We start from the raw sequence: 13269 nt of genomic DNA on the forward strand, positions 1-13269 counted from the left end.
GGAATAATCCCATCAGTTAATGGATGTAAGTGTTAGCAACTTAAAACGAATGGCGTTATGTTATAACTTCTAAATAATGGGTGGCTTTGTAATACTCCCCCAAGGCTGCACCGAGGGCTGGCGGGTAAAGACAGATGAGATGCTTTAAAGGATAAAAGGATAAAAGGATAAAAGGATAAAAGGATAAAGGGGGGCGGAGCCCATTAGCTTGTCGCTCGGTCTCGGCTTAATTTGTTTTTTATCGGTCTTAAACAGTCATGCCGCTGACATCATTATTAAAGCAACGCACAAGCTCCCTTTGTTGCGCAACCTGAGGGTATGGACTAATGAGTGATAATATTTATTATTCGGTGCACTGGCAGTTAACGCCAGCGCAGATTGCACAATTACGGAAAAAACACATAAGGGAGTAACAAATGCTAGCCACGGCAGAACAACAACAGATAGTGCTCAATGGATGTGGGGCGCCGTTACTGCAAGCGGCCATCGATATCAACTTTGCTGCACGCTACGAGGCGCTACTCAGTGAGTTCCCTAAAGTTGAGGATTATATTTGGCCTGAGCATTACGTAAGCCTCACTCGGCAACAAGAGATGGTGACCGAGGTTAGCACGGCGGCGGGGATGCCCATGCGCTACTACAAAGCCACCGGTGGCTGGTGGGAAAGAACCAAAAAATACCCGCGCCAAGATATACGTGCAAAAATTGAGATGCGCCAATGGGTCACTTTTGGCATGCGCGTCATCCCGCCTGCGAGCCACCTTGGCGGCGGCGGTGGTTTCAAAGATATCTGGAATGCACTGCGGCTGCATAGGGGAGGGAGAGGTTCTTGATTACGATGCCGATATTCAAACCCCACATTCGCCGGGGTGTTACACAGAGAAAGAATATTACACCGGGCTAACGGAGGGGTTTCAACGGCGGGAAAATTAAGAACTGCTATTACCCCAAGGCAGCACCGAGGGCTGGCGGGTAAAGACAGATGAGATGCTTTAAAGGATAAAAGGATAAAGGGGGGCGGAGCCCTTTAGCCCTAATAATGCAGTACATCATTATTAAAGCAACGCACAAGCTCCCTTTGTTGCGCAACCTGAGGGTATGGACTAGTGAGTGATAATATTTATTATTCGGTGCACTGGCAGTTAACGCCAGCGCAGATTGCACAATTACGGAAAAAACACATAAGGGAGTAACAAATGCTAGCCACGGCAGAACAACAACAGATAGTGCTCAATGGATGTGGGGCGCCGTTACTGCAAGCGGCCATCGATATCAACTTTGCTGCACGCTACGAGGCGCTACTCAGTGAGTTCCCTAAAGTTGAGGATTATATTTGGCCTAAGCATTACGTAAGCCTCACTCGGCAACAAGAGATGGTGACCGAGGTTAGCACGGCGGCGGGGATGCCCATGCGCTACTACAAAGCCACCGGTGGCTGGTGGGAAAGAACCAAAAAATACCCGCGCCAAGATATACGTGCAAAAATTGAGATGCGCCAATGGGTCACTTTTGGCATGCGCGTCATCCCGCCAGCGAGCCACTACGGCGGCGGCGGTAGTTTTGATGATATCTGGAATGCACTGCGGCTGCATAGGGGAGAGGTTCTTGATTACGATGCCGATATTCAAACCCCACATTCGCCTTGGTGTTACACCGAGCAAGCATATTACACCGTGCTAACCGAGGGGTTTCAACTGCTGCAAGATTTAGAGTTGCTATTACCCCAAGGCTGCACCGAGGGCTGGCGGGTAAAGACAGATGAGATGCTTTAAAGGATAAAAGGATAAAAGGATTAAAGGATAAAGGGGGGCGGAGCCCATTAGCCCTAATAATGCAGTACATCATTATTAAAGCAACGCACAAGCTCCCTTTGTTGCGTAACCTGAGGGTATGAACCAATGAGTGATAATATTTATTTTTCGGTGCACTGGCAGTTAACGCCAGCGCAGATTGCACAATTAGCACAATTACGGCAAAAGTTTGAACAAACTGAATGCTTTCGGTATCTCGACGATAACTTTGGCATGGAGTCGCTTTATTTTATGGAGCGTGACAGCGATGAAGTTGACGAGCGCCTGAGCGAGTACGGTAAAACCTGCTATTGGGGTGGGGTTAAGTACCCCAATGTCAATCATTTAGTGGATCAAATCGATTTTGAAGGCTTGGTATTAGCTTGGTTGAGTGAGGTTAGGCGCACCTTAGGTGGTCGAGGTTGGGAAGTGTTACGCAATGAGAATGAGCCAGTTGCTTGGATAGAAGCAGAGCAAGCTTACTTTCATAGCGATTGGTAGCAGAACTGGGTGATAAGTGTATGAAAAGGAATTTCAGTTGATGAGTAAAGGGCAGATATTGTTGGCGTGTGTGCTGTTGGTATTCACCAGCGGCTGTCAGTTGCGCTATGTAGCCGCAACGGATAACGGCCCAGGGTATAGTGATAGCCCCATTGGTGAAAGCTGCATTGCAATCAGCTATAAAAATGGCGCTGGAGGCGGCGGATGGGGGAGTCTTGACAAATAACATGGCCACCCATGATTAATATAACATGGCCACCCATGATTAATGGCTATATATCAAACACTCTACTAGGCTTTGGTTACTGCTTAATATTCGGTGATAATAATAACATGGCCACCCATTCTAAGTGGCTAAATATTGTACTCCTTACTAGGCTTGAGTTATTGCTCATTACTTGGTGACTAAAGATGGCCAGACCTAGAAAAACACTCGTGAGTTTAGAAGATACGCCTTACTACCACTGTTGTTCGCGTGTGGTACGTAAGGCATTTTTGTGTGGGTTTGATAAGTCGACAGGCGAAAACTTTGAACATCGCCGTGAGTGGATTGATAGCCGCATTATTGAATTAGCGACGATTTTTGCCATTGATATCTGTGCTTATGCCGTTATGAGTAATCACTTACATGTCGTGCTTAAAGTCGATGTAGATAAAGCCAAAGAATGGTCTGATATTGGGGTGTTAACTCAATGGCATAAAGGCTTTAAAGGTACATTGCTGACCCATAAATTTGTTAAAGGTGAAGCGCTTAATGAGTTTGAATTAAAGACGGTTAATGATTGTATTGCGCTATATCGAGAACGTTTAACTGATATCAGTTGGTTTATGCGTTCCTTGAGTGAACCGATTGCTAGAATGGCCAATAAAGAAGACAAGTGTACAGGCCGTTTTTGGGAAGGGCGGTTTAAATCTCAAGCCTTGTTAGATGATGCGGCCGTACTCGCCTGTATGGCGTATGTTGATTTGAATCCAATTCGCGCGCAAATGGCTGCAACACCTGAAACTTCAGATTACACCAGTATTCAACGACGCATAAATTCAGCGATTAAAGGTGAGCAACCAAAAGAGTTAATACCATTTGTAGGAAATGAACGTTTAAATATGCCTAATGGACTGATGTTTAGTGTTAAAGACTACATTGTGCTGGTTGAAGATACAGGGCGGATTATTCGAGAAGATAAACGCGGCGTCATTAGCGCGAGTAGTCAGGATATCCTCAATAGGCTGAACATTCCCGCAGAGAATTGGCTTAAAATCACCACTGAGTTTGACGCTTTATTCAAAGGTGCGGTGGGGGCGTTGCCTGCATTAACAGATTATTGTGAGCATTTAGACCTAAAACGACGACAAGGCGCAGCTAACTGTCAGCGCTGGTTGTGCGCTTAATAAATCATTTCTTAATCTCAAATAAAAGCATTTCCCACTTGATTGATATCAAGCTTTTCAGCTGGATTGAATTTAGTTTATGAGTTAATTTTGGTGATTAATGATGAAATATTCAGTCCTTTGGCAGGAATAATCCCATCAGTTAATGGATGTAGGTGTTAGCAACTTAAAACGAATGGCGTTATGTTATAACTTCTAAATAATGGGTGGCTTTATATTTATGTCAAACTCTGTATTGGCCCAAAATGAATTAGGTTTTTTAGTGTGGGTGATCAAAGTAAGAATAAGTAAAGAAAACCCAACAACTTTCAAAACAAATGTCAAAATCCGCACAAAAAGCTATTACGTCATCGATACATAAAACCATATAACTTAACGAATATCTAGTTGATAATTGGAGGTGACAGTAAGGTAAACCATAATTATTTCATTGATATAGAATTATCATATAATGCTTTGAGGATAAATTTTTCAAATTAAAAATAGAGATTAATATGCCTTTTAAGCAGTATCATATTCACAATATTAGTATGTTTTTTCGTGCATGTATTACAGCTCAAACTAACACTTCAATAACGCCTTCAATCGCACAAAGAAAATCAACTGAGACTCTAGCTGTTAATTCATTACTGGCTTTATACCTTGGACTATTTACGTTATTTATGTGGTTCGAGCAATTCAGAATGCCTTATATTCACATGGAAAACTTAGAATTTTATTGGGAATTATTAAAATTAGGTCCTTTTTCTGATGCAGAAATGAACTATAGAGCAGTTGCTAAGCGTGAAATTGCTGACCTTTATATCTTGCAGTGGGCCCTCTTTGTATTAATACCTTTGTTCGCTTTAATCATTTTTGTCATTGCTCGGTCTAAACTTAAACAAATGCCAATGCATGAAGCTTCTCAAGGCGGAAAACTGCCCACATTCGGCAGAGTATTGGCATTATTTATTGAAGGTAAAGCGCAGTTTATAATGTTATTTGTGATTGGTTATAGTTTTTTTGCCACGTCAGCGTTTTCCCAATGGATGATAGATGCTGCCAAGGGCCATGCGGACTTCAACATTTATAGCTTGTTTTTTCCGTTAGCATCGTTACTGCTTGTCTGGCAGTTCATTCGACCTTTTGCCACTTACTATGTAATTACAATTAACAAAAACCGTAATCATGGCCTATCGTGATTAAACAGTCCTTATCCCCAAATCGTTGTCCAGCTCGCAAATTTCAAAGCTCGTGCGGGGTTAGGCCTCGGTATTCAACCTTCTTTGAAAATAATATTTCAAAGAAGGTTGTAGTTCATTAATTAGCTCACCCACTCTAGCTTTATGTTATAACTTCAAAATAATGGATGGCTATATATTATTCAGCTCTTAAGCTCTATAAGATGCAATTAAAAAACAAATCAACCCAACTAATTCATCTTAACCTTCCTAAAATACCGCTTAACCAATCGTTGGTGAAACATAAGGTGTTTCATCGGCAAAGGTTGGTATAACAGCGTAATAAAATGTTCACTAAAAGCCTGAAAGTTATCAGCCAATCCCCAGTAGATTTACTTCTTTATTTAATAAGCGTTAGTCCACATTTTGGCATTAATGTCAAAATGCTACCGTTGTCACTTTAAATACAATTATGGAACCGAGATTTAACTTATTGGTTACAGCTTGGTTGTTTTTTCCAAACCCTATTGCAACCCTCGTTTTGGAATTCATTCCAGTTCTATGATCACATCATTGATTACACATAGTTTCTCTGTGAGGCACCTTCTTTAAAGCTTAATTATTAGAGAAGGTTTTTTTAACAATAAAAATAATGGTGATGTGATGAAAAAACGTTTATTTCGAAACAATAAAAACTCGGCAAATAGTCAATTTAATCATACCAAAATAGGATTGAATTTAATTGGCGTATTGATTGGGAGTGCGCTTTCTGTGACTGGTGCAAACGCGGCAGTTATTGAAAATACCGATGTACAATTTGGTGGTTACATTAAAGTCGACAGCATGTTCAGTGATTATAGCCATGGTGCACCAGATTCAGGGTCTATTTCTAGGCAGTTTTATGTACCTGGGACAATATATGGCGTAGAGGGTAACGGAAATCAGGTGGTCGATTTTCAGGCGAGAGAAACACGATTTAACTTTAAAACGATTACAGATATTGATGACCATAAGTTAACCGGCTTTATCGAACTGGATTTTATGACTCATGCTGACGGTAACGAACGAGTGTCCAACAGTTATTCGCCACGTATTCGTCATGCATTTGTGAGTTTTGATAATTGGACTGTTGGTCAATCATGGACCACTTTTCAAAATCCAGCCGCTTTACCTGAGAACCTCGATTTTGTTGGCGCTGCAGAAGGCACCCCATTTGTACGCCAAACTCAAATACGCTATACCAATGGCGGCTTTCAATTATCTGTAGAAAACCCTGAAACCACCTTAAATGGTTACCAAAGCCCTAGCCGAATTCTGAGCGGTAGTGGCATGGTACCTGATGTTGTTGCACGCTATAACTTCAAAACAGAGGCTGGTGCTAAATTGTCTGTTGCTGGTATTGCAAGGCAACTCAATATTGAAACTCGCATTAGCGATACTCAATTTGATGCAACGGCTTTGGGTTACGGCGTTAGTTTTAGCGGTATTTTACCCGTAGGTGCAGATGATATTAAATATACTGCGACTTATGGTGAAGGTCTTGGCCGATATATGGCGCTCAATTATGTCAATGCGGGAGTTATCGATGCCGATGGCGATATTGAGGCGATTACCTCTTATGGTGGTTTTATTGCTTATCGCCATTGGTGGAATGACCAATGGCGTACCAGTGTGACAGCGTCAGCGTTTAGCGCGGATAATGATGTCAGCTTGATGGGCGAAAATGTTAATAAAGACTCATATTCTGGCTATGTGAATTTACTTTATTCACCAGTGAAACCATTAACTGTGGGTGTTGAATATATGTACGCTAAAAACAGTAAAGAAAACGGTATTGAAGGCGAACTTAATCGGGTGATGTTTTCTGCTAAATACGTGCTTTAGTTTACTTATAATTAGTGAGAATAGATATATAGCGAGAACAGAGACATAGCATGAGCCTGACAGCAGTCAGGCTCGATTTTAAGTACGTTTACAGGCCGATAGTAAGTGCTAGCCTTGTTATATACTATGTTAAAAATAATCAAATGGCCTTTGATTACCACATTAATTCATTAAATTCCTTTTCAGCTTACTAAAGTAGCGTTTAAACAACCTTTGGTGCAAAACAACTTGTTTAGCGCTCAAAGGTTGATATTGCAAGGCTATAAAGTGTTCAGTCATTTTGTCAAAATTAGCCACCAGTTGTGGTTGCTGCTCACTAAATGCTTGATGAATAAACTGGGCATAAGCTTGTGGTGGCATCGCATCACGTTGAAATCCTTTATTCGCAAGCTTTGCGCAAATAAGGTTATAGCGTTTGATGCAAGGATCTTGTTTGGGCTGCAGTTTAAACACGCCAGCAAAATAGGCAATGATAAGGGCAATGATGATAAAGCAGATGATCATCATAATAGCCACTTTACTGCTGCTGACATTGCCAAGGAGTTTGGCTAATACTTGTTGCTGGCGTTGCTCATCAAAACCCAGTACCCACACACTCCAGTAAAAATCGATGCTCGCCAGTTGCAGGCGAATATTGTTTAACCACGGAATATTTTTGACCTGTAAACTGGTAAATAGGCTGTCTTGTAAGTAACTGTCTTGGCCTGTAAATGTGGCATCAAAGCCGTCTAATACTCGCTCTGGGGCAATCATGGCGGTGGGGTCAAACCTTACCCAGCCTTGGCCTTCAAGCCAAACTTCAGTCCATGCATGGGCCATGTATTGATAGATGCTGTAATAACCGGCTTTGGGGTTATATTCGCCGCCTTGGTAACCGGTGACCATTCTGGCAGGTATGCCACTTGAACGGGCGAGAAATACTAGCGCTGAAGCGTAGTGGGAGCAAAAGCCTGCTTGGTTAGTAAATAAAAAGTCATCTACTTGCTGTTGGCCAAGCTTTGGCGGGCTTAAGGTGTAGTAAAAAGCCTGCTCAGCAAAGTAACCCATCATGGCATTGATGCGGGCTGCTGGCTGTGGGTAATCCTTAGCAAATTGGGCTGCCAACTGGCGACTTTGTGGATTGTTATTATTAGGAATGGCCAAATTTATCTTGCTGATGTCTGGCGCGAGTTTGGCATCAAGAGCGCTACTTGGATAAGAGCTCACTTGGTAACTTAAGCGTTGATCAATGTTGCGCAGTGAGAATAGCCTAAAGTCGGATAACTCGACAATGTGCTCAGATTGACTAAAAGCCTGATCTAAACCAAACAACCATTTTTGATAGGTCGGCTCGGTGATCACTTGATAAATTAATGGCGCAGTAAGACCTGCTGAATTGGGCTTAGCGCGCTTAGGTTTATTGCCATAGGCGCTACGTTGTTCATTTTTACGATAAGGCGACTGACTCCAGCGTTGACCATCGTAGTTTTCCATGACCAGTGTGCGCCAGTACAGTTGCTCATTGCTAATGAGTTGCTGCTTATCGGTGTTATTGAGTTCATTTTCAAAACCGACTCTAAATGCCAAATTCGGCGAGCGGGTTAACTTACTAATATCCCCTAATGCAATTTCATCTGACAGGCCGGTAGTAGCATTTTTCATGCTGGGGGCTAACCACAATGGTGGCAGCCTTGGAAACACCACAAAAAGCAGTATGGCTAAGGGTAGGCTTTGGGCAAATAATTTCACCCCGAAGCGAAAGTTTACCTTGCGACTTGAATGCTGATAAATGCTGATCAGCACACAGGTATTAATGATGGCGACAAAGCTCAGTTGTAGAGTGTCGAGGATGGATTGGCGATCTAATAACGCAAAGCCTATTAAGAAAAAGCCCACCAAAACCACGACTTTAACATCGCGCACTTGGCGCATTTCGATGTATTTAAGGGCATAGCCTAGCAGGAGCAAATTGACTAATGCGTTAAGTAAACCAATTTCCTGTGACACTAAAGCCAAGGTGACAGCGGCGCCAATGGCTAGCCCTGTGACTAATACTTTAGGCGGCGCCGCTACCTTGCCAAGGTAAATTCCCACACGCCACACAAAGCAAATGGCGCAAATGCCGATGCTCCATAAGGTGGCATGCTGGTATAACGGTGATAGCACCAATACATTGGTAATTAATAACCAAAATAGGGTATTACGACCAATGTTCTCATTAAATGGATCATTTAACTGATGTTTTAACGCCTCTGAGCCTTGGGTCATTTTCTGTTCCCCACTGGGTGTTTATCAGTAAATGCTGACGTTGACTCAGGTGTAACTCTTGGTTCTGTTGTAATTGCTGGCTTAGCTACTGAACCATAAAGCGCAATCATTTGCTGACATTGTTTTCTGTGTGACTCGCCACTGTCTTGTTCGATAATTTGTTGGTTTAATGCCAAGCCAAAAACTTGCTGCGATTGAGATAAGGCGTTGACTTGCCACGCCAGCTTACTGAGTTTTTGTTCAAGACTATCACCGAGGGTGCCGTCTAAACTTAGCCACACCGGTTTGCCTTCAGGTTGGGCAAATTCTTTTGTTAGCATTCCGCGCCCTTGTGCCCATTGCTTCCACGCCACTTGTTTAAGTGACTCACCTTCAACGAAGGTTTTAAGGCCTTTATAGTCATCAACCCCTGGTTGTAATTTACCGTGTTCAAATTCGGTTTGATTGTCATTATCTAAACTGGTTAACGATACATGGGTGGCCAGCGGCGCGGCATAAATAATATGCTGGATATTTAAATCCACATAGGACCAAGTGTTAAATAACCCCAGTGGGAAACTGGATGAGACGCGAATTCTACCGGGGTTAACTAGGCCTCTGGATTGCGCGGTACAGCTGACGCTGGTATCGACGCCTTCAGCGACATCGGTAATGCGGCTATGGCGCTCATTAGGTAGATTCAAGCAAATTTGCTGGTGGCTGGTTTGGCTGTTGTCTTTGTTGATTTTACTGGATAATACAATCGGAAAGGCCAAGTTTTGGTTGGCATAAGTCTCAGGCGGGGTTAATGCTGTTAAGGTTAAACCTGCAAGATTTTTATAGCTGTAAATAATGCAACTATGGAACACACTGGCCAGCAATAAACTTAAGCCGATCACCAAATTGTTTTGATAGTTGGTGCCAAATAAATACAGCACCACTATCAGCACAAACCAAGCGACGCCAAAGCCACTGGGTAAAATAAAAATACTTTTATGGCTTAAGGTAATTTGTTTGTTCGCCGGTATTCGCTTATCTAGCCACTTTGACCAGCGCTGCTTAATCGCGGCGGGGATCAAGCGTGAATACCATTTTTTTGCTGCCTTGGAATTATTCATCTGCAATTAATTTCTGCTTAGCTTATTGGGTTAACGCGTGCGAGAATTTGATCTGACAGCGCTTGCCCCTGCAGTTGGCTATTGGTTCTTATGCGGTGCTCTGCTACGCAATGAAATACGGCCTGAATATCTTCTGGTACCACATAATTACGATGATTTAATAGCGCCCAGGCTTTAGCTGCGTCTAGCAGTGCAATACTGGCCCGAGGCGATAGCCCATTGCCATCGATTTGCTGACGAGAGTATTGGGCAAGATTGATCAAATACTTAAGCACAGCATCAGAGGCACTGACTTTTTGTACTTGTTGTTGCAAGCTCATTAGCTCGGTTGGGCTTAAGCATTGTGTGAGCGGCGGGGCATCGCTGCGCTGATGTAGTCCTTTTAGCATGGCTAACTCAGCATGTTCATCTGGGTAGCCAATAGAAATGCGCATCATAAAGCGGTCAAGTTGCGATTCAGGCAGCGGGAACGTCCCTGATTGCTCAATGGGGTTTTGGGTAGCGATAACAAAAAAAGGCTGTGGCAATGTGTGTGTTTCACCATCAATGGTGATTTGTCTTTCTGCCATGGCTTCAAGTAAGGCACTTTGGGTTTTAGGGCTGGCGCGGTTGATTTCATCGGCTAATAACATTTGATTAAAAATCGGCCCTGGGTGAAATTCAAACACTTGATTTTGTTGCTGGTAAATGGATACCCCTAGAATATCAGCGGGTAACATGTCACTGGTAAATTGAATACGTTGATAGCTCATGCCCAGTGAGGTGGCTAAGGCCTGAGAAAGACTGGTTTTACCCATGCCAGGTAAATCTTCAATCAGTAAATGACCTTTAGCGAGAATGCAGGCTAGCGCCAGTTTGATTTGCTCAGGCTTACCTAATAATACCGTTTCTAATTGGCTTAACAGCGATTGTAGTTTTGTTGCTGACACTAAACACTCCGTTAGTTAACAAAAAGGGCCTAATTAAGCTATTTTGCTAACAAGTACATCGAATGGCTTACGTTAACCTGCCAAAGATAATAAAGGAAGATATTCAGTGATAAAAAATGATAGCTAAACTCTGTGATGAGTTTAACTATCGTGGCAGTGAGTTATCGGTTTCGAACACTACTCACGACAGCCTTAGTAAGTCTTAAGCGGCGTTAAAGTGGCTAAGCTATTAAGCTAAGGCTAATGGCTAATGGCTATTGGTTAATGACAAAGTGACCAATAAACACATTGCCGCCGTCAAATCTATCAGTAAGCAAACTTGCGTTCGGCTTCGCTGAACATAGGGGCATCGCGACCCTCTTGTTGCTGATAGATCATTCTATAGCTCAGTACGGCTTGCACATATTCCCGGGTTTCCTTAAAGGGAATGGTTTCGATAAAGCTCATGACATCCAGTTTTCCGTCAGACTCTTTTAACCAACGGGTGACCCTGTGGGGGCCGGCATTATAGGCTGCTGTGGCGAGCACGCGATTTTGATCAAACTGTTTGAGCAATTGGCCGTAATAAGCGCTACCAAGTTGAACATTATAATTTACCTTATATAGGTCATTTTTATTGTTAAATTTGAGCTTATTTTTTCGGGCGGTTTCTTTTGCTGTTGCGGGCATGAGTTGCATTAATCCGCGCGCACCCACACCCGAGGTGGCATAAGGGTAAAACGCACTTTCGCGGCGGGCGATTGCGCGTATTTCATCTATCTCAACCTGATATTTTTTACTGGCTTGTTCAAATTCGTTTTGGGCGGCGTTAGGAAAGCGCAATTGCAAACTATTCCATTGTCTGGCTTGTATGCTGGCTTCGACGCTATAATCAAACCAGCCATTTTTAAGGGCGAGTAGGCCATATTCAGCCTTCATCGCGGTATCATGGCGGCGCAGCAAATGAACCCATTCACTGCGAGCATCGCGGGTTTTATCGATGGCAATCAATTCGATAATTCTGGCAAGCCCTGGGTCATCATGAAGTTTTTTGGCAAGCAGTGGCGATGACTGTAACTTGTCATTATTTAACGCCAGCGGGGCCTTTATGGATTGGGCGGCGTAAAAACCATAAAAATTACGTGCTTGGCTAAGTTGCTTCGTTATCTTGTCTGCTTGGGTTTTATCTGTGGTTTTATTTATGCGTGCGCTCCAATACTGCCAGCGAGAGTCATCAATGACATCATCACTGAGTAAGGTTAGATAGTGTTTGATTGCTTTTGTATCTTGCGCTGCGATTGCCCAGCGCAAACGAATTTGAAATAAGTCATCAGAGTCTAAAATCGGTAAGCTTGCATCAATGTGTTCCAGTAAATCAGCTTCTTTTCTGATTAATGCTCGGCGGACAATATAACGATTAAGTTGTTGGCCTTTGATGGCATTAAAACGGTTAGCTTTATCATATTTCTTATATAATTTTACCGCTTGTTTTAAGTCTTTTCTGGCAAGTTTTCTGAGCCCAACATTAACAATATCCGCCACAATGGGCGTTTTAGAAGAAAACTTTTTGGTATTACGTAGGCTGTTGGGATCGCGATAAACTGAAATTAGTAAATCGGCCTCAGCTTTATTTTTGGTGATTTTTCTGGATAGGTATTGGGTTAAGCCATATTGGTTTTCATTAAAACTAAGTAACATTCTTGACCAAATTAATGCTTGGGTTCTTTTACCGGCCTTGGTCCATTGACTAAATAACACATCACAAGCCTTGGGGCGTGAGCGACCATAAAGCCACAGTTTTTCAGCGCCGTCATAAGCGATGTTGTTATTGCCTTGAGATAATTGAGCGCGGTAATAGTAACACTGCAAGGTGACATCATTAGGGGCGTTAGGTGAGATGGCTAAAAAGTTTTGCCACTGCTTTTTCTCGCCAGCATTTTTCAAATAGCGATAACGTAAGCCGTTATAAAGCGGAGTGGTATTAAACTGCTCGATGGCTTTATGGGCCTGAGTTCCACTCATTTTTATAATGTCGGCTACTTGCTCATGGTAATCAAGGTAGACAGTTAATGGGTAATCACCCAACTGCTTACGTAGCTTTTGGTATTGGTTGAGCTGTTGTTTATCTAGCGCTTTGCGGGCATCAAGATACAATTGTTGCTGGGGGCTTAAACTTGATTCTTCAGCATGGGCGAGATTAACGCTAGCTGACAGCCACAATAACCCTTGAAAAAATACAAAACTAACCAATATGTTGCGCATAATAATGAGAATCTCCGCCTCAGTATGACAT

General features: G+C 42.7%; 11 protein-coding genes. 7 read left to right on the forward strand and 4 right to left on the reverse strand.

Annotated features, from left to right (window positions below; genetic code table 11):
- Positions 1-416: 416 nt before the first annotated feature.
- The 7 genes from BCU57_RS04165 to BCU57_RS04195 all read left to right on the forward strand — a co-directional run bounded on the left by BCU57_RS04165 (position 417) and on the right by BCU57_RS04195 (position 6724).
- Positions 417-833 (forward strand): hypothetical protein, encoded by a 417-nt coding sequence (locus tag BCU57_RS04165; protein ID WP_413211395.1) that lies wholly within the window; start codon positions 417-419, stop codon positions 831-833.
- A 363-nt stretch (positions 834-1196) separates the two neighbouring features.
- Complete coding sequence (locus BCU57_RS04170; protein ID WP_102436884.1) at positions 1197-1772, forward strand: hypothetical protein; 576 nt, start codon at positions 1197-1199, stop codon at positions 1770-1772.
- 126 nt (positions 1773-1898) lie between these two features.
- Complete coding sequence (locus tag BCU57_RS04175; protein ID WP_102436882.1) at positions 1899-2291, forward strand: hypothetical protein; 393 nt, start codon at positions 1899-1901, stop codon at positions 2289-2291.
- Between the two features lie 40 nt (positions 2292-2331).
- Complete coding sequence (locus tag BCU57_RS04180; RefSeq protein ID WP_413211396.1) at positions 2332-2517, forward strand: hypothetical protein; 186 nt, start codon at positions 2332-2334, stop codon at positions 2515-2517.
- A 185-nt stretch (positions 2518-2702) separates the two neighbouring features.
- Positions 2703-3680: a transposase gene (locus BCU57_RS04185; RefSeq protein WP_413211397.1), complete on the forward strand. Its 978-nt coding sequence runs from the start codon at positions 2703-2705 to the stop codon at positions 3678-3680.
- 494 nt (positions 3681-4174) lie between these two features.
- A complete protein-coding gene (locus BCU57_RS04190) occupies positions 4175-4861 on the forward strand; it encodes a hypothetical protein (RefSeq protein WP_102439753.1) in 687 nt (228 codons plus the stop codon).
- Positions 4862-5503: 642 nt separating this feature from the next.
- Positions 5504-6724, forward strand: a complete 1221-nt coding sequence (locus tag BCU57_RS04195; RefSeq protein ID WP_241903564.1) for a DcaP family trimeric outer membrane transporter — start codon at positions 5504-5506, stop codon at positions 6722-6724.
- A 162-nt stretch (positions 6725-6886) separates the two neighbouring features.
- Here the strand turns inward: BCU57_RS04195 and BCU57_RS04200 are convergent, their stop codons facing one another.
- From BCU57_RS04200 to BCU57_RS04215, 4 genes are all read right to left on the reverse strand, one after another.
- On the reverse strand, positions 6887-8971 hold the full coding sequence (locus BCU57_RS04200; protein WP_102439754.1) for a transglutaminaseTgpA domain-containing protein: 2085 nt from the start codon (positions 8969-8971) through the stop codon (positions 6887-6889).
- A complete protein-coding gene (locus tag BCU57_RS04205) occupies positions 8968-10068 on the reverse strand; it encodes a DUF58 domain-containing protein (RefSeq protein WP_102439755.1) in 1101 nt (366 codons plus the stop codon). The genes BCU57_RS04200 and BCU57_RS04205 overlap by 4 nt, the downstream gene beginning before the upstream one ends.
- 17 nt (positions 10069-10085) lie before the next feature.
- Positions 10086-10997, reverse strand: a complete 912-nt coding sequence (locus BCU57_RS04210) for an AAA family ATPase (RefSeq protein ID WP_102439756.1) — start codon at positions 10995-10997, stop codon at positions 10086-10088.
- A gap of 306 nt (positions 10998-11303) precedes the next feature.
- Positions 11304-13238, reverse strand: a complete 1935-nt coding sequence (locus tag BCU57_RS04215; RefSeq protein WP_102439757.1) for a transglycosylase SLT domain-containing protein — start codon at positions 13236-13238, stop codon at positions 11304-11306.
- Positions 13239-13269: the final 31 nt, after the last annotated feature.

This window comes from Shewanella sp. 10N.286.48.B5 (genome assembly GCF_002874355.2).
Lineage (GTDB): Bacteria > Pseudomonadota > Gammaproteobacteria > Enterobacterales > Shewanellaceae > Shewanella.